This is a genomic window from Comamonas testosteroni (assembly GCF_000761245.1).
Classification (GTDB): domain Bacteria; phylum Pseudomonadota; class Gammaproteobacteria; order Burkholderiales; family Burkholderiaceae_C; genus Comamonas; species Comamonas testosteroni_C.
This window is the reverse complement of the sequence record NZ_AWOR01000078.1, coordinates 367,914-390,863: the sequence shown is the minus strand read 5'-3', so window position 1 is coordinate 390,863 and position 22,950 is coordinate 367,914. Positions and strand designations below refer to the sequence as shown.

Genomic DNA, 22,950 nt, shown 5'->3' with positions numbered 1-22,950 from the left:
ACCAAAACGGCATCCGGGTTGCGCTAGTCGGGTGCAATCACGCTTTTCGCCACGGTCAGAAATGGTGCAATCAGCGCCGAGGCATTGCTCCTGGGCACCGACAGCACCACGGCCTGCTTGGCGACGCGGCCCTTGATTCTTTTGCAGACCAGTCGCTTGCCGTCGTGGGTTCTGTCGACCACCGGCCGCGTGGTCAGAACACTGACGCCATGCCCGTTGGCGACCATGGAGCGGACAAGCTCTATTGACGCCAGTTCATAGTTCACCATGGGAACCACCCCTGCCTCGCGAAACAGCGAGAGGAAGTACTCTCGGCTCTGCGGCAGGTTGATCAGCAGCAACGGCGACTGGGCCAGCTCCGCCAGGCTCACGCTGGGCGCCGCAGACAGGGCATGCCTGGCGGGCAACAAGGCATAGGGCGGCAGCGCGGCAACCGGGTGCATGGTCAGCAAAGGGCGGGCCAGGCCCAGGTCATATTGCAGCGCGGCATGGATTTCCCCGCGCTCCACTTGCCGCGTCAGCGAGGCGATGTCACCCTCGACCAGCTCGATGTCGATGGACGGGTGGCGCTTGTGCATCTGGGTGAGCAACTGCGGAATCCACAGCGCGCCCAGCGTGCTCAGAAAGCCCAGCCTCAGCGTGCCGGAAACCGCCTGCTTGCGTGGCTCCTGAAGCAGTTGCGCCGCCTCCAGCAAGCTCAGGGCCTCCCGGCTTCTGGCCAGCCCTGCCGCGGTCAGGTCCAGCCCGACGGCATGTTTGCGCACAAACAGCTTCTCGCCCCATTGGGCTTCGAGGTCGGCAATCGCCTTGGAGATGGAGGGCTGCGAAACATTGATGGCCAACGCCGCCCTGGCCGTGCTGCCGTGGCGTGCGGCGGCGACAAAATATTCGAGCTGGCGCAGATTTATCTGAATCAATTTTTTGAATCCAGTGAATGGGAAATGAATATTTTCCATTGATTCATGTTTTGGGCAGCATGCAGACATCGCTTCAGATCAACAGCGGAGCTCCCATGCTTGCATCAACCGAAAAATCTGCCTCCCGTCCGCTGGACGGCATCCGCATCCTGGACTTCACCCGGGTTCTGGCGGGCCCCATGTCCACGGCCTTGCTGGCCGATCTGGGCGCGCAAGTCGTGAAGGTGGAGCCGCCCCAGGGCGATGACTACCGCGCCATCGGCCCCATGAAGAATGGGCAAAGCGCCTTGTTCACAGTCATGAATCGCAACAAGCAAAGCCTGGTGCTGGACCTCAAGCATGCGGAGGCGGTCGCCGTGGTGCATGAGCTGGCCCGGCAGGTCGACGTGGTGGTCGAGAACTTCAGGCCGGGTGTGGCCGAGCGGCTGGGCATCGGCCCCGAAACACTGCGCGCCCTCAATCCCCGGCTGGTGTATGTCAGCGTCTCCGGCTTTGGCCAGACCGGCCCTCTGGCACACCGTCCGGCCTACGACATCATTGTTCAGGCCATGAGCGGCCTGATGGAGGCCACGGGCGATCCTCATGGCGCTCCCACGCTGGTCGGCGAAGCGGTCAGCGATGTGGTTGCCGGCCTGTTTGCCTCCTGGGCGACACTGGCGGCCCTGCTGCAGGCGCAGAGAACCGGAGTCGGCCAGCATGTCGATGTCGCCATGTTCGACACCACGCTGAGCTTTCTGGCGACATCGATGTCACGCTATCTGTTCACCGGCCAGCCTGCCCGGCGCGTGGGCAACCGGCATCCGCTCTCGGCGCCTTTTGGCGTCTACAGGGCACGTGACGGCCATTACGCCCTGGCCGTGCTCAACAAGAAGCTGTTCGACGCCACTGCGGCCGCGATGGAGCTGCCCGAGCTGGCCAGCGACCCGCGTTTTGCCAGCGACGAAGCCCGCTCGGCCAACGAGCCCGCCTTGCGCGCCGCGCTGGAGGGCTGGAGCACGCAGCACGACGTGGCCCAGGTGGTCGCGCGGCTGGAGAGCGCAGGCGTTCCCGCAGCCCCCATCTGGAATATCGAGCAGGCCCTGAACTCCGAGCAGATCCGCTCGCGTGGCCTGCTCTGCGAGGTCGAGGACGAACGCCTTCCGGGCCTGCAGCTGCCGACACAGCCCGTGCATTTCAATGGCGCTCTGCCCAATCGAGCACAACGCGCACCGGCCCTGGGCGAGCACACGGAGCTGCTGCTGCAAAGCTGGCTGGGCCGCAGCACGGACGCCATTGCCGCCTTGCGCGAAGCAGGTGCTTTGGGTTGATTTTGATAGCAAGAAACAAGGAGAGATCGCCATGTCATTGATTCGTCTGGGCGCGACCGAAGAAGATCAGGCCGTTGCCGATGCCGTTGCACGCTTTGCCGAAGAAGCCCTGGCACCTGTGGCCCAGGCCATGGACGAGGAAGCCTTTTCCGCCACGCGCCATGTGCCCGGCCTGTCCGCGCTGGGCGTGATGGGCATGAATCTGCCGGAACGCTTCGGTGGGCCGGGCGTCACACCCACCGCCATGCTGATGTCGCTGGTCGCCATCTCACGCGCCTGCGCCGCGACCTCGTCCATGATCGGTGCTCACTATCTGGGCACGGATGCCGTTCTCATCGGCGGTGACGAGACGCAGCGCGAACAATGGCTGCCGCGCTGCGCCAGCGGGGAATGGCTGGCGGCCTTCGCACTGACGGAGCCGCGTGGCGGCTCCCACCCTGCAGACATGCGTACCCGGGCCGTGCGCGACGGCGACGACTATCTGATCACCGGCGTCAAGCACTTCATCTCGAATGCGGCAGAGGCCCGCTTCATGGTGGTGTTCGCCAAGACGGATGCGGAGGCTGCAGCACGCGGGGTCAGCGCCTTCATCGTGCCGCGCGAGCTGCCCGGCATTCAGATATCGTCGCCCGAAAAGCTCATGGGCATCCGCGGCGGTCATGCCTTTGAAGTGTCGCTGGACGGTGTCCGTGTTCCGGCCGCCAACCGTCTCGGCGCCGAAGGCACCGGCTTCAAGACCGCCATGAAAGTGCTGGACAACAGCCGCCTGGACGTGGCGGCGACCTCTCTGGGCATTGCCGAGGCCGCGCTCAAGGCGGCAGCCGACTGGGCCAACCAGCGCCTGGTGGGCGGCGAGCCCATCGCCAGCAAGCAGGGCATCCAGTTCAAGCTCGCCGACATGAAGCTGCGCCTGGAAGCCGCCTGGGCGCTGACCATGCAGGCCCTGGCGCTGCGCCAGCAGGGCCAGCCCTTTACCCAGCAGTCGGCCATGGCCAAGCTGTTCGCCTCGGAGATGGTGGGCTTCGTGACCGACGAGGCGCTGCAGATCCATGGCGGCTATGGCTATACCCGCGAAATGCCGCTTGAGCGCTATGTGCGCGACGCCCGCATTCTGCGCATCTACGAAGGCTCTTCCGAGATTCAGCGCACCATCATTGCGCGTGCCGTACTGAGCACCTAGGGACCACAGCGGCACCCACGCGGATTTGCTGGTGTAATCCACTGCATGGACAAACACTCTTCGATGTCGCTGCACGGGAAAATTCTCACCGAGATTGAACAGAACATTCTCAGTGGCCGCTGGCCGCCCGGCTATCGCATCCCGTCGGAGATGGAGCTGACCGTCCATTACCAATGCTCGCGCATGACGGTGAGCAAGGTGCTCAACAAGCTGGCAGAGGCCGGTCTGCTGGTGCGCAAGCGCAAGGCGGGAAGCTTTGTGACGCGCCCGCAAACCAGCTCTGCCGTGCTGGAGATTCCCGATCTGCGCCAGGTGGTGCTGGGCATGGGGCAGGAATATTCGAGCAGGCTGCTCGGTCGCACGCAGCGGCGCAGCACGCGCGAGGACATGGAGGCCATGCGCATGACGCAGCCGGCCTCCATCGTCCATGTGCTGTGCCTGCACATGGCGGGATCACGGCCGTTCTGCATCGAAGACCGCCTGATCAATCTCGAATCCGTGCCGGACGCCGAGCACGAGTCGTTCACCGAACACAGCCCCAGCTCCTGGATGGTCAACCATGTGCCCTGGAGCTCGGCCGAACACCGCATTCGCGCCGAGGCAGCCAGCGAGGAAACCGCCGGTCTGCTGGAGATCAAGCCCGGCTTTCCCTGCCTGGTGATCGACCGCCGAACCTGGACCGGGCAGCTGCCCATCACCTTTGTGCGCCTGACCTATCCCGCCGATCTCTACGAGCTGGATGCGCATTTTTCGCCCTCCACCATAGGGCAGGCTGGCTGATTGCGCATAACCCGGCCCGGGCAGCGCGCCGGGGCGCGGCGCACAATAGGGCCAGTTCTGATGCTTGCATCTGAGGTCAAATCAGCCTCAAACCCATTTCCAGCAAGCACTACCAGCTATCGATTCAAGAGTATCCGGTGTCTTCCGCGCAATCCATTCTGCAAGCCGTTTTTGGCTACGAGCAATTCCGTGGCCCCCAGCAGGCCATCGTCTCGCATGTCATCAACGGCGGCGATGCGCTGGTGCTCATGCCCACGGGCGGCGGCAAATCGCTGTGCTATCAGGTTCCGGCCATTGCGCGCCAGCAGCTCGGCCATGGCGTGACGATCGTGGTCTCGCCGCTGATCGCGCTCATGCACGACCAGGTCGGTGCGCTGCATGAGGCCGGCATCAGCGCCGCCTATCTGAACTCCACCCTCAGCTACGACGAGACGCAGGAGGTGGAGCTGCGCCTGCAAAGCGGCGACATCACCCTGCTCTACGCCGCTCCCGAGCGGCTGAACACGCCACGTTTCCTGGGTCTGCTCGACGACCTGCACGCCCAGGGCAAGCTGTCGCTGTTCGCCATCGACGAAGCGCATTGCGTGAGCCAATGGGGACACGACTTCCGCCCCGAATACCGCGCGCTGAGCGTGCTGCACCAGCGCTATGCCGAGGTGCCGCGCATCGCGCTGACGGCCACGGCCGATGCGCTAACGCGCGCCGACATCATCGAGCGCCTGCAGCTGGAAGCGGCCCAGCACTTCATCAGCAGTTTCGACCGCCCGAACATCCGCTACAAGATCGCCGAGAAAAAGGACGTCAGCAACCAGCTGCTGCGCTTTATCGAGCGCGAGCACGAGGGCGAAGCCGGCGTGGTCTATTGCCAGTCGCGCAAGCGTGTCGAGGAGCTGGCCCAGACCCTGGTGCAAAACGGCATCAATGCCCTGCCCTACCACGCAGGCCTGCCCCAGGAAATGCGCCAGAACCATCAGGACCGTTTTCTGCGCGAAGAAGGCGTGGTGATGTGCGCCACGATTGCCTTTGGCATGGGCATCAACAAGCCCGATGTGCGCTTTGTGGCCCATGTGGACATGCCCAAGAACATCGAGGGCTACTACCAGGAAACCGGCCGTGCAGGCCGCGACGGCCTGCCCGCCGATGCCTGGATGGCCTACGGTCTCAGCGACGTGGTCAACCAGCGCCGCATGATCGACGAAAGCCCGGCCGAGGAGCAGTTCAAGCAGGTGATGCGCGGCAAGCTCGATGCCCTGCTCGGTCTGGCCGAGGCCACGGACTGCCGCCGTGTGCGCCTGCTGGCCTATTTTGGCGAGCAGTATGGACAGGAGCCGAGCCTGGATGGCAAGCCACTGCAGGCCGTTGCCCGCACCCATTGCGGCAACTGCGACAACTGCCTGGAGCCCCCGGCGCTGTGGGACGGCACGGATGCGGCACGCAAGCTGCTGTCCACCATCTTCCGCGTGCACGAGGCCAGCGGCCTGACCTATGGTGCGGGCCACATCATGGACGTGCTGCGCGGCAAGGTGACGGACAAGGTCACGCAGTACGGCCATGACAAGGTGTCCACCTTCGGCATCGGCAAGGACTACTCGGAGCCGCAATTGCGCGCCGTGATGCGCCAGTTGCTGGCCACGGGATCCCTGGGCCTGCACAAGGTGGTGAGCGAGAACAGCGGCCATGTGTTTGACACCTTGTGTCTGGCCGCGGGCTCGCGTGCCGTGCTCAAGGGCGAGGTGCAGGTGCAGCTGCGCGAGGCCGTGGCCGCATCGCGCAGCAAGAAGCAGAGCAAGAAGTCCGCTGCCAATGCGGCGGCGGTCAATCTGGGCCCCGACGCACAGGTGCGCTTCATCAACCTCAAGGCCTGGCGCGCCGAAGTGGCCAAGTCTCACAATCTGCCGGCCTATGTGATCTTCCACGACGCCACGCTGGCATCGATTGCCGAACTCAATCCCCAGAGCCTGCAGGAGCTGCAGGGCGTGAGCGGCATGGGCACCAAGAAGCTCGACGCCTATGGAGTCGAGGTGCTGCGCGTGGTGGCCCTGGGCTGATAGCCCCGCCGCAGCGGCCCCGGCGCCGCCCGGACAGCCCCTGGCGACCCGGACCCGGGCCTTGTGAATACAGCCAGGCGCGCCGCAGCAGCAGCGGGGGAGCTGCTGCGCCTGTTTCAACGCCTTTGATGCCGCCGGAAACCGGCCGACAGGGACCTCTCCACAATTCCCACACAAATGCTCGACAGCCCGGAAATATTGCAAACGCACACTGCTGCCGCATACCGTTGACCGAATCCATTTTTGCGGAGCGCTTTCTGCTGTGATCAATACTGCCCAATTGCTGGCTGACGAAGCCAAATACTGCTCGTTTGGCGACACCGTCCACTACGTCAATCCTCCCAAGATCTTCACGGGCTGCGAAGGCAGCTATATGTACGACGATGCCGGCACGTCCTACCTCGATCTGCAGATGTGGTATTCGGCCGTCAACTTCGGCTACAAGAACAAGCGTCTTGAGGCCAAGATGATCGAGCAACTGCAGGAGCTGCCCCAGGTGGCCAGCCAGTATCTGCACCCCACCAAGATCGAACTGGCCAAGTTCATTGCCGAAGATGCCAAGCGCAAATGGGGCAATGACGGCCGCGTGCACTTCAACGTGGGCGGCGCGCAAGCCATCGAGGACTCGCTGAAGGTCGTGCGCAACGCCAGCGGCGGCAAGAGCCTGATGTTCGCGTTCGAAGGCGGCTACCACGGCCGTACGCTGGGCGCCTCCTCGATCACCTCCAGCTACCGCTATCGCCGCCGTTTCGGCCACTTCAGCGACCGCGCGCAGTTCATCCCCTTCCCCTACCCCTTCCGCCGCCCCAAGGGCATGACGGCAGAGGAGTACGCGGAATCCATCGTGGCCGACTTCCGTCGTAAGTTCGAAAACGAATACCACGCGGTCTGGGACCCCAAGACCAACCAGTGCGAATACGCAGCCTTCTACATCGAGCCCATTCAGGGCACCGGCGGTTACGTGATCCCGCCTGCCAACTTCTTTACCGGCCTGAAGAAGGTACTGGACGACCACGGCGTACTGCTGGTGGTCGATGAAATCCAGATGGGCTTCTGGCGTACCGGCAAGCTGTGGTCGGTGGAAAACTTCGGCATCCAGCCCGATGTGCTGGTGTTTGCCAAGGCTCTGACCAATGGTCTGAATGCGCTGTCCGGCCTGTGGGCTCGCGAAGAGCTGATCAACCCCACGGTGTTCCCGCCCGGCTCCACCCACTCCACCTTTGCCTCCAACCCGCTGGGTACGGCCCTGGGCCTGGAAGTCATGAAGATGACCCACGAGATGGACTTCGGCCGTCAGGTGCGCGAATCGGGTGCCTACTTCCTCGAAGGCCTCAAGGAGCTGCAAAAGCGCCACAAGGAAATCGGCGATGTGGACGGTCTGGGCCTGGCGCTGCGTGCCGAAATCTGCACCGAGGACGGCTTCACGCCCAACAAGGCGCTGCTGGACAAGATGGTGGACATCGGCCTCGAAGGCGGCCTGGAATACCAGGGCCAGAAGCGCGGCCTGGTGCTGGACGTGGGCGGCTACTACAAGAACGTGATCACCTTCGCGCCTTCGCTGATGATTTCGCGCAGCGAGATCGACGAAGCCATGGTGCTGCTGGATCAGTTGCTGACCAAGGCTAAAAAGGCGTAACCCCCTGAGCGGCTTCGCCTAGGCGGCCCCGCCGCTTCCCCCTCTCTCTTCGGGAGGGGGACGACAGCCTCACTGTGCGGCGGCGGGGGCCGCCCAGGTCTTGCTCGCTGTCTCTTGCTTGGGTTGTGCCAGTTTTCTGCGCTGCAGACACACTCAGGCGCCATCAAAACCGACTACAAAAAGGCGAAATGGCGACGGAAAATTTCCGCAACCAGCTCGAACCCCGTGGCTTGCTGCAGCAGTTCACCAACCATCCTCCAGAAGGCTTTGCCTTGCTGAAGGACTGGCCGGCGCCAGCATTCACTGCCCCCTTCGATTTGCTGACCACCGCAGATGACGCGCTCAAGGCGCGTCTTTTGTCGTGGCCGGGCGGCCGCTGGCTGAGTTCCAAGCTCAGGCTGACCACGGACTTCATCGGCACCACCGTCAGCGAATATGCGCCGCTGCCGCGCGCCGTGGATGCCGCGACGCTGGCCCGGCAGCTGCGCGCCATGGCCGGGCGCACCCTGCTCACCATCGTCAAGGATTTGCCCCAGGCATCGCCCTTGCTAAGCGAGGAAGACAACTGCTTTGCGCAGGAGTTGGCTGACGCGCTTTCGGAGCAAGGGTTCATTGCCCTTGAAGGCCAGGCCCTGGCCTATGTGCCCATCAGCTTTGCCAGTGCGGACGAGTATCTGGCCGGCTTGTCCAAGAACCGCCGCAGCAGCCTCAGGCGCAAGCTCAAGAGCCGCGCCGGGCTGGACATCCGCCGCCTGTCGACCGGCTCCGCCTTTGCCGAAGAGAGCCGGATCGACGCCTACTACGCCTTGTTCGAGGCGGTGTATGCGCAAAGCGAGATCCATTTCGACAAGCTCTCGCGCGCCTTCCTGGCCGGCCTGCTGCGCGATGCGGACAATGGCGGCATCGTGTTCGAGTATCGGGATCGGCAAAGCGATGCGCTGCTGGGCTGGAATCTTTGCTTCGAGCATGACGGCAGGCTGATCGACAAATACATAGGCCTGTCCTACCCGGCAGCGCGCGAGGCCAATCTCTATTTCGTGAGCTGGATGGTCAATCTCGAATACGCACTGGAGCGGGGTCTGTCCCACTATGTGGCGGGCTGGACCGACCCCGAGGTCAAGGCCCAGCTGGGTGCCAGCTTCACCATGACGCAGCATCTGGTCTTCATCCGCAACCCCTTGCTGCGCGCGTTGGGGCGGCGCTTTTCCGGCCTGTTTGAAAGCGATCGCCAGTGGAGTGACAAGGCATGATGCAACAAACACCTGTGGTGTTGGATGTCGACGGATCGGTTGGCCCGCTGGCCCAGGAAAAGCGCTTGCCGCTCGCAGATTGGCAGGAGCTGGTGCGCTTTGGCTGCGGCCTGCGCAGCTTCAGGCGCTTCAGCCAGGCCATGCAGGAGCAACTGCCCGCGCAGCACGGCACCGTGCTCATGGGCAGCGGCGACTTTCACCATCTGAGCTGGCCGCTGATCGAGCGCTGCATTGCCGACAAGGGCTTCAGCGCCAAGCATCCGCTGCGCGTGGTGGTGCTGGACAACCACCCGGACAATATGCGCTTTCCCTGGGGCGTTCACTGCGGCTCCTGGGTGCGGCGCGTGGCCATGCACCCGGCCGTATCGCAGGTCCATGTGGCAGGCATTACCTCGCAGGACATAGGCTCGGGCCACGCCTGGGAAAACTATCTGCGGCCGCTGCGCGCCGGCAAGCTCACCTACTGGAGCTGCGGCGTGGACACCGGCTGGGCCAGGCGCCTGGGCGCGGGCAAGGCATTTCGCAGCTTTGCCGATATCTCCGAGCTGGTGCAGGCGCTGTCCAGCCATCTGGGTGACTGGCCGCAGGACACGTATCTGAGCATAGACAAGGATGTGTTCGCCGCCGAAGTCGTGCGCACCAACTGGGACCAGGGCCGGATGCTGGAAGAGCAGGCCGTGCAGCTGATCGATGCGCTGCGTGGACAGATCACGGGCAGCGACATCACGGGCGACGTCTCCTCGTGGCACTATGGCACCTGGTGGAAACGACTGATGAGCGCGGGCGACGGCCAGGACACACAGATTGACGCCGCGACGCTGGCCGGCTGGCAGGCCGGGCAACATGCATTGAACCAGCGGCTGATACAGCGCATCGCGCTCAGCAGCACGAGTTAGAGCGATTTCACCGACCACTTTTCAACACATCGCTTCAAGGAGCTGACATGCTGGACCGGTTGACCGAAAAATTGCTGCAAAAGGCATTTGCACCTCTGGTCAAAACGGGAAGGCTCGAAGTCATCACCCCTTCAGGCAAGGCGCTGATCTTCGGCGACGGCGGCCAGCCCCAGGCGCGCCTGCGCCTTGCCGACAGACGCGCCATCCTTGCGCTGCTGCGCGACCCAGACCTCAACTTCGGCGAGCTGTTCATGCAGCAGCGCCTCCTGGTCGAGCAAGGCACGGTCTACGACGTGCTGGAGCTGGTGCTGCGCGGTGCCAGGCATGTGCCCGTCAGTGCCACGGTACGCATGCTCGATGCCTGGCGCATGAAGCTGCGGCCCTTGCTGCAGAACAATCTGCGCGGCAGATCACGTGCCAACGTGGCGCATCACTACGATCTGGACGACCGGCTCTATCAGCTGTTTCTCGACAGCGAGCGCCAGTACTCCTGCGCCTATTTCGAGCAGGGCAACGAAGACCTCGAAGCGGCACAGCTGGCCAAGAAGCGACATATCGCCGCCAAGCTGCTGATCGAGCCGGGCCAGCGCGTGCTCGACATCGGCTGCGGCTGGGGTGGTCTCTCGCGCTATCTGGCCGAGGTGGCCGGCGCCGACCATGTCACCGGCATCACGCTGTCCACGGAGCAGCTGGCCGGCGCGCAGTCCAGGGCCTCGCAGTCCATCCATGGCCAGCGGCTGGAGTACCGGCTGGAGGACTACCGCGACATGAATCGCGAAGCACATGGGACCTTCGAGCGCATCGTCTCTGTCGGCATGTTCGAGCATGTGGGCACGCAATTCCATGACGCCTTCTTCCGCAAATGCCACGAGCTGCTCAGCGAGGACGGCGTGATGCTGCTGCACTTCATCGGCAACAGCGATGTGCCCGACTTCAACAATCCCTGGATAGAGCGCTACATCTTTCCCGGCGGTCATATTCCGTCGATGTCGGAGTTCACGCCGGCCATCGAGCGCGCGGGCCTGGTGATCTGCGACATCGAGGTGCTGCGCCTGCACTATGCCCAGACCCTGCGCCTGTGGCGCGAGCGTTTCATGGCGCGCCGTGCCGAAGCCGCAGCCCTGTATGACGAGCGCTTTTGCCGCATGTGGGAGTTCTATCTGTCCATGTCGGAAACCGCGTTCCGCTATCAGGACATCGCCATCTTCCAGGTTCAGCTGGCGCGCAGGCAGGACGCCGTGCCGCTGACGCGCGACTATGTGCACCAGCGCGAAGGGGCGCTCAAAAGCCGGGAAGCGGGCCTGGGCCTGACCGCGCCGGCCATGGCTGGCGCTACCAATATCAAAGCATCTATCGCTTGACTGCCATTGATTTCAGCATCAATAAGGCTTGATATCGTTTTATATCAAGCGCAAGAAGCTATCTTTTCTACAACCATCAGGCACGCTGAGCTGCAGACCGGAGGTGGCTCGCCAGTTGGGCAAACCGTGCTTCATCCAGCCACGGGCTGTTGCTGATGGCCAGCAGGCGCTGCGCCCAGTCGCGCGCCTGGCCGACCATGTCGCCCCGCGCAGCACCCAGCACATGGTCGTAGCGTCCATAGTCGGGCAGCACATGGACAAAGGGCAGGGACAGACCCCAGCCACCGCCCCAGTGCGCGCGCAGCACGGCGTCCCTGGCCTGCTGGCTGGGCATGCGCAACAGGATCACCGGCCACACCCCCTGCGCCCCGGGCACGGCATCCTGCACAACTTCCAGTCCGCTGGCCTGCAGCTGCGCGATGCGCAGGCCGGCCTGCCCGGAGGTCTGTTGCTGAAATGCCGCCAGCCGCCGCAATGCCTTGGCACCCACGCTCTGGCGCCAGCGCCCCAGACGGTGCTGGGGAATGAGATCGTCGAAGTCATCGCCTGCGGCCTCCACCCAGTCACCGCGGGACAGTGATTGCTCCAGCGGCTTGCCATAGGCCATACGTAGCCCGCAGGGCCGGTAGAGCATGGCGTAGCCCAGCAGCTCGATGCTGCGGCGCAGCTCCCACCACGGGCTCAAGCGCGTGGCCGCGCCGGCGGCGCGCAGCGCAGCACGCATGGAGGGCTCGCGCGCCATCAGCACGCCGCCTTCAAAGGTGCTCAGTCCCTTGCCGACGGCCAGGCTGAAAAAGCCGATATCGCCCTTGAGGCCCACCGAGGCTGCGTCGCTGCGCGCCCCCAGGGCCTGGGCAGCATCCTCGATCACATAGGCGCCCACGGCACGCGCGCATTGCAAGGCGGCGTCCACATCGGCCACACGCCCACACAGATGCGTGGGCAGCACGGCCAGCGTGCGGTCGCTGCACAGCTGCTGCAGGCAGACAGGGTCCATGTCCAGCGCATCGACGCGCAGATCGCACAGGCGCAGCTGCAGCCCGCACTGCGCAATCGCCAGCGCCACCAGCGGACAGGTATAGGCCGGTGCAACGACCTCGCTGCGCTGCGGACTGAGGGCCTTGAGGCTGCGCAATGCCACCATCAGGGCCGAGGTGCCCGAGCATTCGAGCTGCACCGCCTCCACGCCCAGCCAGGCTGCCAACTGCCCAGCCAGGCTGCCGCCACCCGAGGGCCAGAGATCGCCGAGCTTCAGTGGCAGGCCGGCCGTTGGCGGCACGGTGGGCTGGCGCATCTCAGGCGGCCTGCTCTGCCTCTGGCTTCTCGCTCACGGCCAGGCACATGATGCCGGCCACGATGAACAGACAGCCAATGATCTGAGGCCAGCCAATGGGCTCGTTGAACAGCCAGTACGAGATCGCCAGCACCGAGATGATCTCCAGATGCGAGGCGGCAAATGCCGGGCCGATGGGAGCGTGCTTGAGCAGGCTCATCCAGGTGAAAAAGGCCCCGATGTAACCCACGAAGGCACCATAGATCCAGGGCTGGCTGAACACGCGCAGCAGCCAGCCGGTCGAGAACTCCAGCGGCAAAGCGGAATCACCAGCCTGCTTGAAGCTGAGCTGCGCCAGCGTGTCAAAGGCCATGAGTACCAGAAAGCCGACAATGTAAAAACGCTTCATAGCCGACGGCCCTCAGTGCAATCCAACGATGGCCACGCCTATGGACACCAGCACGATGCCGGCCACGCGCATGGGCGCGAGCTTTTCGCGAAACAGCACCCGGCCCAGAATCATGATGGCGACGATGTTGATGGAGCCCAGCAGCACCCCGTCCGACAGAGGCACCAGCGACAGAAACGCCAGCCAGACCAGGAACTCGGCCACATAGCAGGTAATGCCCACCCACAGCCAGGGCCTGGCCAGCATGAAGCGCCAGCGCTCCGTGCCATTGCGATGCCCCGGCTCGCTGGCCGCCGCCTTGAAAGCCAGCTGTCCGCCACTGTCCACCAGCACATTGAGTATCCACAGCGTCACCACCAGGGGCGAGAGATCACTACCCATTCGCACCCCTGGCAGGCGCCGCCGAGCTGGCGATGCGCGCGATGAATTCGTTGAGCTTGGCGATCACGGTGCGGCGCTCGCGGTCGATGGTGATCATGTGATAGCAATTGTCCAGCAGCACCAGGTCGACATGGGCGTTGACCGCGCCGCGCTGGATATCGTGGGCATTGCTGACCGAGGAAATATCGTCTTCCCGGGCATGCATGACCAGACAGGGCGAACGCAGCTGCGCCAGTCTGGCCTGCACATTCGCGGACAGGGCACGCAGCTCGATGACGCTCCACCAGGGATTGCCGGGCAGGCCTGCGGCAGAGCTGTCGCCGCTGTTCATCTGCTCGACCACGCGCGCGCGCAAGGCCTCGTCCTTGATGCCGTAGGGCGGTGCCTCCATGAAGACGCTGTTGCGGCCGATGCCCAGCAGGCGGAACAGCGGCAGCAGGAACGCCAGCTTGGTATAGGCCGGAATGCTCCAGCCGTCATAGCGGAAGGTGGTGGACAGCGCGCAGACGCCGGCCACCTTGTCGGGATGGCGCTCGGCCACGGCCAGCGACAGCAGCGCCCCCATGGACAGACCGCCGACCACCACATGGTCCACATGCAGTGAAAAGCGCTGCAGACCCGACTCCACACTTGCCAGCCAGTCCGTCCAGCGGGCTGCCACCAGGTCTTCCATGCTGCCGCAATGCCCTGCCAGCTGCACCCCGTAGACCGTGAAGCCCTGCTTGTTCAGCCCTTTTGCGAGCAAGCGCATCTCGGCCGGCGTGCCGGTCAGGCCATGAATCAGCAGCACGCCCGTGCGGGCATTGCGGCCCTCGCCAGGCATGACGAACTCATGCGGCGTCACGCACAGCTGCTGCAAATCCGGCTGCAGCAGCAGCCCCAATCCATCGGCGGCATTCATGCAGTCTGCTCCATGCCGAGCACGACCTGCTCCAGCAGCTGGGTGGCCTGCGCAAAATGCTCGAAGCGCGCATGGGCAATCCCCTGGCTCTCGCAATAGTCGATGAGCTTGTACTTGGCCAGCACGAAATCCGCCTTGCCGGAAACGCAGAAGTCCGACGTGCTGTCGCCGATATAGAGCACCCGCCCGTGCACGGCCTGCTGCTCGGCCAGGCGTTCGCACTTGCAGTTGCCGCTGGCCCGTGTGCAGCGATTGCTGGCCCAGGGCGAATCCAGTCGCCAGCTGCGCTCTCCCGTCTGCACCAGGTGATTGGCGATGACTTCCAGATCCCCGAGACCATGGCGTGCGAGCACATGGCGAATCGCATAGTCAATGCCGTCGCTGACGACCTGCACCTTGATGCCATGCAGCCTGGCCTCGGCCACGAAGCCGGCAAAGTGCTCGTCGATCTCTATGCCGTCCAGATGCTTTTGCAGTTCGGCCTCGCTCATGTCCAGCAAGGCCACCTGCCCCTTCATGCATTCGCGCGAGCCGATATCCCCACGCTCCCAAGCGTCTTCCAGGTCCTGCCAGCCCAGCTTGCCAAAGCGGTTGAGCAGGGTATCGGTCACGTCCAGCAGGCTGATGGTGCCGTCGAAATCGCTTTGCACCATCCAGCCGGTCGAAGCTGTACCTGCCGGCGACGAGAAAATCTGAATGCGCTTATTCATGGAAACTGACCCTCACGTTCTGACCGACCTTGACATTGGCGGGCGGCTGGTCAAACGCCAGCACGCATTCCACAACTCTTACCGGGCCACGCTGCGCGTCGTCCTGCAGCCGGGCCGTGCCGTAGACGGGACTGATGCGCAGCACGGTCGCAGCGGGAAGCTCCTGCCGGGCAGCGCTGCCGTCTGCGTCAGCGGCCACCTGGGCTTTCATGCCTTCGCGAATCGCCGTCACATAGCTTTCGTTGACTTCGGCCCGCACGATCAGAGGGCGCTTGGGCAGCAGCACCGCCACCGGGCTGCCGCTTTGCAGCATGCTGCCGCTCTGGGCCAGCAGGCGCACCACTACGGCGGCCTCGGGCGCACGCAGCTCGTGGCGCTGCGCCAGGGCGCGCAGCTGCTCGGCCTTGCGCTTGGCGACCGTGACTTCCGCAGCCGCAATATCCACTTCGGACTGCGCGTCACGCAGGGCCTGCACGGCTTCGTCCACGCTCTGCAGGTCCGCCGCACCCTGTTTGGCAGCGACCTGCCAGCGCGTCAGCGTGGCCTTGAGCGCGGGCAGGCGATCCTGGCGCATCTTGAGTTTGGTCTGTGCCAGCTGCAGCTCGGACTCCGCCACCGCCAGATCGGCGCGCGCTGCGTCGTCCGCGAGACGCAGCACCAGCTGGCCTTTCTGTACGCTCTGGCCTTCCTTGACCAGCAATTGCTGCACCACGCCCGATGCGGCCGACGAGAGGTCGAGCAGACCGCCTTCTACATCGATCTTGCCCCGTGCAACGGCTACCTGGCTTTGAGGCTTGATCTGGGCTGCAGCCGGCGTGATCACGGAGGCTGCGTCCTGAGACGGAGAGCACCCGCCCAGCATCAGCACGGCAGCCGCCAGCAGCGGCGCGCCCGACACAATGCTGAGACGAAATGGGCTTGGGTTCATGTTTATTCCTTGATGGGGCTGTTCTGGCGCCAGTCGCTGCGAATGGCGCCGTCTTCCATGCCCAGCACACGATCGGCGTGGCGCACCAGACGCGGGTCATGGCTGACGCAGAGCACCGTGGTGCCGTGCGTGCGCGCTGCGCGGTGCAGCAAGTCAATGACGCGCTGGCCGCTCTCGGCATCCAGCGCACTGGTGGGCTCGTCGGCGAACAGCAGACGGGGCTGCTTGGCCATGGCACGTGCGATGGCCACACGCTGCTTCTCGCCGCCCGACAGCTGGGCCGGGCGCATATGACTGCGGTGCGAGAGCCCCACTTCATCGAGCGCCTCCTTGGCTCGGCGCAATGTCTCGGCGCTTCTGAGCCCCATATAGCCCAGCGGCAGCTGCACCTGCTCCAGTGCCGTCAAGGCCGGAAACAGATTGAAGCCCTGGAAGACGAAGCCCGTATGGCGCAGACGAAATTTCTCCAGCGCTGCCGTGCTGAGCTTGGCCAGATCCTCGCCCAGTGCCAGTGCGTGGCCGGCATCGGGCTTCTGCAGACCCGACATCAGGGACAGCAGCGTGCTTTTGCCGCAGCCCGAAGGGCCGGAGATCAGGCTCAACTCTCCCGCATAGAGGCTGACGGACAGTCCTTGCAGCACATGCACCTGGACGATGCCCGACACAAAGGATTTGTCGAGGCGCACAGCCTCGAGGCTGGGCACAGCATCCTTGGCTGCAGCAGGTGTTTTGACGCGTTCCATGGTCTCGGCTTGCATGTTTCAGGCCTTAACGCAACAGGGTTGCCGGGTCAGCACGCAGCAGGCTGCGCATGGCGCCCAGACCCGACAGCAGCGACAGCACGGCCACCAGAAAGCCGCACGCGAGTACCGCGGACAGGTTGAGGGCCACAGGGACGCGATAGGTGGATGCAATGCTGAGCAGCACCGCGCTGGCCAGTGCCGCCAGCACAAAGCCCAGGCCGCCGATCCAGCAGGCCTGCTCGACCACCACGCGGCCCAGGGCTGCCCGGCTCACGCCCAGGGCGTTGAGCACCGCATACTCGCGGGCAGACCCCGCCACCACCGCCTTGAGCGACTGGCTGGTCACGATGGCGCCCACCAGGCAGACGATGACGGCCATGAAGAGCACGCCGGCACCCGCTCCGGTATCGAGCATCCAGTAACGCTGCGAGCGGCGCGCAAAGGCATCCGCCGTCCAGACCTCGTACGGGCCGAAGCTGCTGCTGGACTGGCTCAATCTCGCCTGTGCCTCGCCTGCCTTGGCTCCTTGCCTGAGGCGCGCCACGAAATAGGTGCTGCCATGCTCGGCACTGGTTTCTGCAATTTCGCGGGCCGTGCTGAGCGAGGCAATCACGTTGACGCCGCCCAGCCCGCGCAAGCCGTCGACGGCCGCCACGATCTTGACCGCATGGTTGTTGACCCAGGCCGTGCTGCCTTCCTGCGCGCCCAGAGTCCCCAGGTCCGCCCGGTCCACAATCACGGCACCGGGCTCGCGCAGCAGCTGCCGCTGCCAGGAGGTGAGCACCTTGGTGAACATCATGGAGTTGTCCGCAGTGCTGACGCCCGAGAGATAGACCGAGACTCCGCCCCCGGTCGCGCCCTGGGCACCGGCGCGCGCGCGCCAGTCACCATCGACCCAGACATAGGATTCCACGGCCGCCACATCGGGATCCATGCGCAGACGCATCTCCACATCGCTGCCGATATTGCGCCCGAAGTTCACGCTTTGCGTACCCGGATAGCCCACCCAGAGATCCGCCGAAGAAGCCGTCACGTAGATCGCGGCAGAGCCGAAGATGCCCAGCACCAAGGCGGCCTGCATGGCCAGCAGAACGCCCGAAAAGCCCACGGCGAACACCGAGGGGACGAAGCGCCTCCACTCATAGATCAGCGTCTTGCGCGCCAGGGCAATCATGGCTGGACCTCTGTGGTCCGGGTAACAAGCGCAGCATCGACAGGCGCAGCACCCACAGCCTTGTAGAGAGCCACATAGGCCAGCGCCTCGGCAGCCCTGGCGGTTGCCAGCTCGCTCTGGTTTTGCAGGCTGGCGCGGGCGCTATCGATGCCCGCAAGCTCGCTGGACAGGCCCAGTTGCTGGCGCACTGCCTGGGCCTTCTCGCGCCCGGCATGGATCTGTCTCTCGGACTGCAGCTGCTGCTGCCTTTGCTGCTGGGCGGCAACCGCTGCCAGGGCGGTTTCAGCCTCGGCAATGCCATTGAGCACGGTCTGGCGGTATGCCTTGATGCTGGCCTGCAGCGCCAACTCCTTGCCGTCTGCCACGGCACGGCGGCGCCCCCAGTCAAAGAGCGGAATATCGATCTGCGGACCGACCATGGGGATGGAGTCCGAAGTCGTGCGGTGATTGCGCGTCAGGTTGTATGCGTACAACAAGGATCCCGTCAGGGTCAGTCGCGGATAGAGCGCCGCGCGTGACACACCGACCTCGGCCGCGGCCTGCTCCACTGCGGCCTCGGCGCTTTGAATATCGGGGCGGCTGCGCAGCAGGTCTGCCGGCAGCACGGCAAGCGCCTGCATTGCGGGCAACGCGGCATCCGTCCCGGGCTGCAGCCACTGCGGCTCGGCACGCTCGCGTCCCAGCAGGGCAGCCAGCGCATGGGCGGCGCGCGCCTGGGCTTCGTTCAAGGTGAACAGCTGAGACTGTGCGGTGCGCAGCTGCAACTTTTGCTGCTCCAGAGACTGGGCATCTGTCAGCCTCTGCTCATGCCGAATCTGCAAGAGCTGCAACTGTCGCTGTGCCTGCTGCAATTGCCTCTCGGCCAAGCTGCGCTGCACCTGGGCCAGCCGGATATCGAGATAACGGTGCACCACATCGGCCACCAGCGCCACCCGCGCTGCATGCAGCTGGGCTTGCGCATCCAGCACGCCGGCCGTGCCTGCGCGGCGCGCCGCTTCGGAGTCACCAAACAGGCCCAGGTCCCAGCTCACATCAATGCTGGCATGAAAGTAAGTATCAACTGCTGCAATATCCTGCAGGGTCCGCGCTCCGGTGCTGACCGTGGGGCGAAAAGCCGCATCGGCCGTACCGGCCAGCAAACGCTGCTGACGCAGACGCAGCACAGCCTGAGCCACATCAAGGTTCTGGGACAGCGCCTCATCCACCAGCGCATTCAGCGCGGGGTCATTCCAGGCGCGCCACCAGTGGGCCAATGCCGCAGGGTCCGACTTTTGAGCCGACTCCTGCTGCTGCCACTGAGGTGGCGTGGTCCGGTCCAGCTTGACTGCCTCGGGCGCAGCACAGCCTGCCAGCAACGACAAGGCACACAGACACAGACTGCCCATGCGAAGACGCGAGACGTGAGAAGGAAATATCACAGCGCAGTTGGCTCAAGCTATAGATGTCACCCGGGAACCTGCAGAAAGCGGAAACAGCTTTCCATGCTCGCCATTGGACGGCAGCAAGCTTTCGCCAGATTGCAGGGTTTATGTAGGAATTATGGAGAACCGTAGCCATTCGGCTATTGCAGCGGCAACGCACATAATGTGCAGATAACAAGTTTCAGGGAGTCCAGCAGATGCATGACTTTGCTGCACACAAAACCATGACTACTTTTGCTCAACCTGCTTCCACGCCCATGGTGCTTGTGGTCGAAGACGAACCCGGAATTGCGGGCGTTCTCAGCGCCTATCTGGAGCGCGACGGCATGCGCATTCGCATGGCGCAAGACGGCGAGGAAGCCCTGCAGAGCTTTCGCCAGCTGCGCCCGGACCTGGTGCTGCTAGACATTCATCTGCCCAAGGTCGATGGAGTGGATGTGCTGCGCATGATTCGCAATGACAGCGATGTCCCCGTCATCATGGTGACGGCCCTGGCAGACGATGTGGACAAGCTGCTGGCACTGCGCCTGGGAGCGGACGACTATGTGGTCAAGCCTTTCAACCCTCCCGAGGTGGTGGCCCGGGTGCGTGCCGTGCTGCGCCGCACCCAGGCCAAGCCTGCGCCGGTGGCCGCCCCCATACGCGTCGGACCGATAGAGATCGACGTGGAAGCTCACAGTGCTGCCGTCTATGACGATGCGGGCCAGGCCGTGCCCCTGGCACTGACGCTCACGGAATTCCGTCTGCTGGCCTGCCTGGCGGCCCAGCCACGCCGCTGCTTTTCACGTGCCTACCTGATTGAGAACTGCCTGCCGGAAAGCGATGCGCTGGAGCGGGTGATCGACTCCCACCTCTCCAAACTGCGCCGCAAGCTGCAACTGGCCGGCCAGGACGGGCTGATCGAAACCGTGCGCGGTATTGGCTATCGTCTATGGCCCTGGGACTGAACCGCATCTGGGTCCGCTTTGGTCTGTGGATCACGGCTGCCGTGCTGCTGGCCATTGCCTCCCTGGCGATTGGCGTGCTGGCGTTTTCCGAACTGCAGTACCGCGAGTTCTACCGCCACCTGCCAGGCCCCGTCAGAACCGAGCTGGAAGCGCTGAAGTCCCAGGATCTGGAAGACAGCCCCAGAGCCCTTCAGATCTACTCCGAGTACTGGGAAGGCGACCGCCTGTTTGGCGAGAAATGGTCGCTGGTCATCGGCCTGGCTGTCAGCCTGCCTTTCGGCATGGCCGTGGGCTTCTGGATTTCGCGACGCATCACCAGCCCGCTGGCCTCCATGGTGGAGGTGGCTGCGCGCGTGGAACGTGGCGATCTGGCCTCCAGAGCCGTCAAAGGCAACGCCCATGGCGAGATGGCCGAGATGATCGACGCCTTCAACGGCATGGTCGATTCGCTGGAGACTCTGGAAGCGGAGCGCCTCGCCACGGCCGCCTCCATCTCCCACGAGCTGCGCACCCCTTTGACGGTGTTGCAGGCTCGCCTGCACGCGATCTGCGACGGCGTCATCGACTCCAGCCAGGCCGAGATGAGGACGCTGCTGGCCCAGGTCGAGCATCTGGGACGGCTGGTCGGCGATCTGCACACCCTGTCCATGGCCGACGCAGGACAGCTGTCCCTGCGCAAGGAACGCATAGACCTTGCTGCACTGGTCAGCGATGTCGTCGAGGACCTGCACCCGCAGCTGCAAAAGCTGGACATGGCGCTGTCACTGGATCTGCCAATGCAGGACGGCGATGGCAGCACCGACATCAAAGCCGACGTCGATCGCTTGCGCCAGATCACCACCAACCTCATCAGCAACGTGCTGCGTCATGCCAGCAGCGGCCACTGGCTGAGCATCCGGGTGCATACGACCTCCGACCACCAGAACCAGTCATGGGTGACCCTGGAAGTGGGCGATGCGGGGCCCGGCCTTGCTGACGAAGTTCAGGCCCACCCCTTCCAGCGCTTTGTCCAGACTCCCGGCAAGCGTCGCAGAGAAGGCTCGGGTCTGGGCCTGTCCATCGTCAAGGCACTGGTGACTTCACAGGGCGGGACCGTCAGCGCCGGCGTGTCCGAGCGTGGCGGTGCCCTGTTTACGGTGCGCTTTCCCCGTCTCTGACACCGGACTCTGCGTTCAGCCCCGGATAGAGATCGGCCATGATCTGCTGCAGGCTTTGCGAGAGCAGCTCCATCATGGCGACTCTCTGCGCATCGGTAGCCGCCCCTGCGGCATGTGCTTCGCGCAGCTGCGCCCAGAGTGCAGCCCATCGCGCGGCATGGGTCTGCACCGCGCCCTGGGTCAGCTCACTCCATTGACTGGGCGCAGCAGGGCTGGTGTAGCGACCGCGACCACGGCCGAAATGCGAGATCAGCAGGTACTTGAGCAATACCTGACTCACTGCGGCGTTCAGATAGTCGGTCGAGAGTTGAAAGCTCTGCTGCTCCTGGTCGAACATCTTGTTCGCCCCCCAGGCCGCTCCCCCAAAGGTGAGCGCCCCCAACAGCGCGCCCACCAGGGCGCCGGCACCCAGCGTCAAACCTCCTGCCATCAGATCGGCCCCCAGTCCTGTGGCCGCACCGGCAGTCAACGCCCCCCACAAGCTGGCCGCCTGTGCATCCACGGGCGTTGTGATCTGAAGCTGGCTGCGCAATTGCTCCTGAATCTGACTGGCCGCCTGACCGTCGAGTCCATGAATCTCGAGCAAGCGCTGGGTGGCCTGCACATCGGCCTGACGCAAAGCCTGCAGCAGCCGCTGCACAGCCGCCCTGGCTTGCGTTCCGAGCCGCTCTTCACCCTCTGCCGATTTGCCCAGTTTGGTGGTGAGCTGGCTCAGGCTTTGCCAGGCACGTGCCAGCAGCCTGCCTTGCTCGGGATCGAGCTTTTCATGCAGCCCCGCCGTCGCCAGCAACTGCTCTGCCATGACCGCCAGGCTCGCCTGCTCTCGCTGCTGCTGCTGCCCGGCCCGCTGCTCCAGCAGACGCTGATAGGCGGGCTGTTTGGAGCCAGGCAACAGCGGCGCAATGCTCTGCATCATCCTGCGCTCATGCCACCAGCTGCGCGTGAAGGCGTCCAGCACCAGCACATCGCGCACCACACTGTGAAAGCTCTGCGTCGCCTGCTGCCAGCGCCGCAAATCCTCCTGCGTCTGCTCTGCCGTGGTGTCGCTGCCGATCTGGTTGAGCAGCACGATGACCGGCTTGTTCAGCCAGGCCAGTATGTTCATCTCGGCGCTCCAGTAGCCGGCATCGGCCGGGTCTTCTGCCGCGTTGACGAGGTAGAGCATCACATCCGCATGATCGCGCGCAGCAAGCAAGGCACGCTGGCTCAGGTAAAAAGGCCTATCGCGCCAGCGGTCCCAGACATTGCTGAGAAACCAGCCCAGCGGATTGCCCTGCAGCCGCAGGCGCTCATAAAGCCGCACGGAGTCGCCGAAACCCGGCGTATCCCAAAGCCACAGCTCATCGCCCTGCTGCGTTTTCTGAAGCAGATAGCGCTGCGACTGCGTGGTCACATGGGCTGCGTCGTCAATCTCGCCGACGTCGTCGGCCATCAGCGTACGGGTCAGCGTAGTCTTGCCGATATTGGTGTGCGACAAAAGACACCACTGAATGCTGTTGTCAATCGGGACCAGCTCATTGTTCTCACTCAT

General features: G+C 64.2%; 21 protein-coding genes. 10 read left to right on the top strand and 11 right to left on the bottom strand.

Annotated features, from left to right (window positions below):
• Positions 1-23: 23 nt before the first annotated feature.
• A complete protein-coding gene (locus P353_RS23775; protein WP_080750662.1) occupies positions 24-956 on the bottom strand; it encodes a LysR substrate-binding domain-containing protein in 933 nt (310 codons plus the stop codon).
• On the opposite strand from P353_RS23775, the gene P353_RS23770 reads away from it, so the two are divergent.
• The 8 genes from P353_RS23770 to P353_RS23735 all read left to right on the top strand — a co-directional run bounded on the left by P353_RS23770 (position 935) and on the right by P353_RS23735 (position 11,375).
• Positions 935-2,224 (top strand): CaiB/BaiF CoA transferase family protein, encoded by a 1,290-nt coding sequence (locus tag P353_RS23770; RefSeq protein ID WP_198529131.1) that lies wholly within the window; start codon positions 935-937, stop codon positions 2,222-2,224. The genes P353_RS23775 and P353_RS23770 overlap by 22 nt on opposite strands.
• Positions 2,225-2,255: 31 nt before the next feature.
• Positions 2,256-3,404, top strand: coding sequence for an acyl-CoA dehydrogenase family protein (locus P353_RS23765; RefSeq protein WP_034375134.1), 1,149 nt, complete (start codon positions 2,256-2,258; stop codon positions 3,402-3,404).
• A gap of 45 nt (positions 3,405-3,449) precedes the next feature.
• Positions 3,450-4,184, top strand: coding sequence for a histidine utilization repressor (gene hutC / locus P353_RS23760; RefSeq protein WP_034375132.1), 735 nt, complete (start codon positions 3,450-3,452; stop codon positions 4,182-4,184).
• 137 nt (positions 4,185-4,321) lie between these two features.
• A complete protein-coding gene (gene recQ / locus P353_RS23755) occupies positions 4,322-6,232 on the top strand; it encodes a DNA helicase RecQ (RefSeq protein ID WP_034375130.1) in 1,911 nt (636 codons plus the stop codon).
• Between the two features lie 262 nt (positions 6,233-6,494).
• Positions 6,495-7,868, top strand: coding sequence for an aspartate aminotransferase family protein (locus P353_RS23750; protein ID WP_034375128.1), 1,374 nt, complete (start codon positions 6,495-6,497; stop codon positions 7,866-7,868).
• Between the two features lie 188 nt (positions 7,869-8,056).
• Positions 8,057-9,118: a peptidogalycan biosysnthesis protein gene (locus tag P353_RS23745; protein ID WP_034375126.1), complete on the top strand. Its 1,062-nt coding sequence runs from the start codon at positions 8,057-8,059 to the stop codon at positions 9,116-9,118.
• Positions 9,115-10,014, top strand: coding sequence for an arginase family protein (locus P353_RS23740; RefSeq protein ID WP_080750661.1), 900 nt, complete (start codon positions 9,115-9,117; stop codon positions 10,012-10,014). The genes P353_RS23745 and P353_RS23740 overlap by 4 nt, the downstream gene beginning before the upstream one ends.
• A gap of 47 nt (positions 10,015-10,061) precedes the next feature.
• Complete coding sequence (locus tag P353_RS23735; RefSeq protein WP_034375124.1) at positions 10,062-11,375, top strand: SAM-dependent methyltransferase; 1,314 nt, start codon at positions 10,062-10,064, stop codon at positions 11,373-11,375.
• Positions 11,376-11,451: 76 nt separating this feature from the next.
• On the opposite strand, the gene P353_RS23730 is transcribed toward P353_RS23735, so the two are convergent.
• From P353_RS23730 to P353_RS23690, 9 genes are read right to left on the bottom strand one after another with little or no spacing between them, the layout of a single operon-like run.
• On the bottom strand, positions 11,452-12,669 hold the full coding sequence (locus tag P353_RS23730) for a DegT/DnrJ/EryC1/StrS family aminotransferase (RefSeq protein ID WP_034375123.1): 1,218 nt from the start codon (positions 12,667-12,669) through the stop codon (positions 11,452-11,454).
• A 1-nt stretch (position 12,670) separates the two neighbouring features.
• Positions 12,671-13,057: a DMT family transporter gene (locus P353_RS23725; RefSeq protein WP_003069549.1), complete on the bottom strand. Its 387-nt coding sequence runs from the start codon at positions 13,055-13,057 to the stop codon at positions 12,671-12,673.
• 12 nt (positions 13,058-13,069) lie between these two features.
• Positions 13,070-13,438, bottom strand: a complete 369-nt coding sequence (locus P353_RS23720; RefSeq protein ID WP_034375122.1) for an EamA family transporter — start codon at positions 13,436-13,438, stop codon at positions 13,070-13,072.
• Positions 13,431-14,339, bottom strand: coding sequence for an alpha/beta hydrolase (locus tag P353_RS23715; RefSeq protein ID WP_034375121.1), 909 nt, complete (start codon positions 14,337-14,339; stop codon positions 13,431-13,433). Before P353_RS23715 ends, P353_RS23720 begins: the two co-directional genes overlap by 8 nt.
• On the bottom strand, positions 14,336-15,049 hold the full coding sequence (locus P353_RS23710; protein WP_034375119.1) for an MtnX-like HAD-IB family phosphatase: 714 nt from the start codon (positions 15,047-15,049) through the stop codon (positions 14,336-14,338). The genes P353_RS23715 and P353_RS23710 overlap by 4 nt, the downstream gene beginning before the upstream one ends.
• Positions 15,042-15,977, bottom strand: a complete 936-nt coding sequence (locus P353_RS23705) for an HlyD family secretion protein (RefSeq protein ID WP_034375118.1) — start codon at positions 15,975-15,977, stop codon at positions 15,042-15,044. The genes P353_RS23710 and P353_RS23705 overlap by 8 nt, the downstream gene beginning before the upstream one ends.
• A 2-nt stretch (positions 15,978-15,979) precedes the next feature.
• The gene (locus P353_RS23700; RefSeq protein ID WP_080750660.1) at positions 15,980-16,735 is read right to left on the bottom strand and encodes an ABC transporter ATP-binding protein; all 756 of its coding nucleotides are present in this window, start codon (positions 16,733-16,735) and stop codon (positions 15,980-15,982) included.
• A 10-nt stretch (positions 16,736-16,745) separates the two neighbouring features.
• A complete protein-coding gene (locus P353_RS23695; RefSeq protein WP_034375117.1) occupies positions 16,746-17,894 on the bottom strand; it encodes an ABC transporter permease in 1,149 nt (382 codons plus the stop codon).
• Positions 17,891-19,279 carry an efflux transporter outer membrane subunit gene (locus tag P353_RS23690; protein WP_034375115.1) on the bottom strand — a complete coding sequence of 463 codons (1,389 nt, stop codon included), beginning with the start codon at positions 19,277-19,279 and terminating at the stop codon, positions 17,891-17,893. Before P353_RS23690 ends, P353_RS23695 begins: the two co-directional genes overlap by 4 nt.
• Positions 19,280-19,512: 233 nt before the next feature.
• Between P353_RS23690 and P353_RS23685 the strand changes: the two genes are divergently transcribed.
• Both P353_RS23685 and P353_RS23680 read left to right on the top strand, forming a co-directional pair.
• Positions 19,513-20,262, top strand: coding sequence for a response regulator (locus P353_RS23685; RefSeq protein ID WP_196354124.1), 750 nt, complete (start codon positions 19,513-19,515; stop codon positions 20,260-20,262).
• Positions 20,247-21,419 (top strand): sensor histidine kinase, encoded by a 1,173-nt coding sequence (locus tag P353_RS23680; protein ID WP_034375113.1) that lies wholly within the window; start codon positions 20,247-20,249, stop codon positions 21,417-21,419. The genes P353_RS23685 and P353_RS23680 overlap by 16 nt, the downstream gene beginning before the upstream one ends.
• Here the strand turns inward: P353_RS23680 and P353_RS23675 are convergent.
• Positions 21,394-22,950: a DUF3482 domain-containing protein gene (locus tag P353_RS23675; protein ID WP_034375111.1), complete on the bottom strand. Its 1,557-nt coding sequence runs from the start codon at positions 22,948-22,950 to the stop codon at positions 21,394-21,396. The two genes, P353_RS23680 and P353_RS23675, sit on opposite strands and share 26 nt — an antisense overlap.

Coding starts and splice junctions, on each gene's coding strand:
- P353_RS23730 (WP_034375123.1), bottom strand. CDS start 12,669: ATGCGCCAGCCCACCGTGCCGCCAACGGCCGGCCTGCCACTGAAGCTC.
- P353_RS23725 (WP_003069549.1), bottom strand. CDS start 13,057: ATGAAGCGTTTTTACATTGTCGGCTTTCTGGTACTCATGGCCTTTGAC.
- P353_RS23740 (WP_080750661.1), top strand. CDS start 9,115: ATGATGCAACAAACACCTGTGGTGTTGGATGTCGACGGATCGGTTGGC.
- P353_RS23700 (WP_080750660.1), bottom strand. CDS start 16,735: ATGCAAGCCGAGACCATGGAACGCGTCAAAACACCTGCTGCAGCCAAG.
- P353_RS23695 (WP_034375117.1), bottom strand. CDS start 17,894: ATGATTGCCCTGGCGCGCAAGACGCTGATCTATGAGTGGAGGCGCTTC.
- P353_RS23745 (WP_034375126.1), top strand. CDS start 8,057: ATGGCGACGGAAAATTTCCGCAACCAGCTCGAACCCCGTGGCTTGCTG.
- P353_RS23705 (WP_034375118.1), bottom strand. CDS start 15,977: ATGAACCCAAGCCCATTTCGTCTCAGCATTGTGTCGGGCGCGCCGCTG.
- hutC (WP_034375132.1), top strand. CDS start 3,450: ATGGACAAACACTCTTCGATGTCGCTGCACGGGAAAATTCTCACCGAG.
- P353_RS23685 (WP_196354124.1), top strand. CDS start 19,513: ATGCATGACTTTGCTGCACACAAAACCATGACTACTTTTGCTCAACCT.
- P353_RS23765 (WP_034375134.1), top strand. CDS start 2,256: ATGTCATTGATTCGTCTGGGCGCGACCGAAGAAGATCAGGCCGTTGCC.
- P353_RS23675 (WP_034375111.1), bottom strand. CDS start 22,950: ATGAGTGAGAACAATGAGCTGGTCCCGATTGACAACAGCATTCAGTGG.
- P353_RS23735 (WP_034375124.1), top strand. CDS start 10,062: ATGCTGGACCGGTTGACCGAAAAATTGCTGCAAAAGGCATTTGCACCT.
- P353_RS23720 (WP_034375122.1), bottom strand. CDS start 13,438: ATGGGTAGTGATCTCTCGCCCCTGGTGGTGACGCTGTGGATACTCAAT.
- P353_RS23715 (WP_034375121.1), bottom strand. CDS start 14,339: ATGAATGCCGCCGATGGATTGGGGCTGCTGCTGCAGCCGGATTTGCAG.
- P353_RS23680 (WP_034375113.1), top strand. CDS start 20,247: ATGGCCCTGGGACTGAACCGCATCTGGGTCCGCTTTGGTCTGTGGATC.
- P353_RS23775 (WP_080750662.1), bottom strand. CDS start 956: ATGGAAAATATTCATTTCCCATTCACTGGATTCAAAAAATTGATTCAG.
- P353_RS23690 (WP_034375115.1), bottom strand. CDS start 19,279: ATGGGCAGTCTGTGTCTGTGTGCCTTGTCGTTGCTGGCAGGCTGTGCT.
- P353_RS23710 (WP_034375119.1), bottom strand. CDS start 15,049: ATGAATAAGCGCATTCAGATTTTCTCGTCGCCGGCAGGTACAGCTTCG.
- P353_RS23770 (WP_198529131.1), top strand. CDS start 935: ATGGGAAATGAATATTTTCCATTGATTCATGTTTTGGGCAGCATGCAG.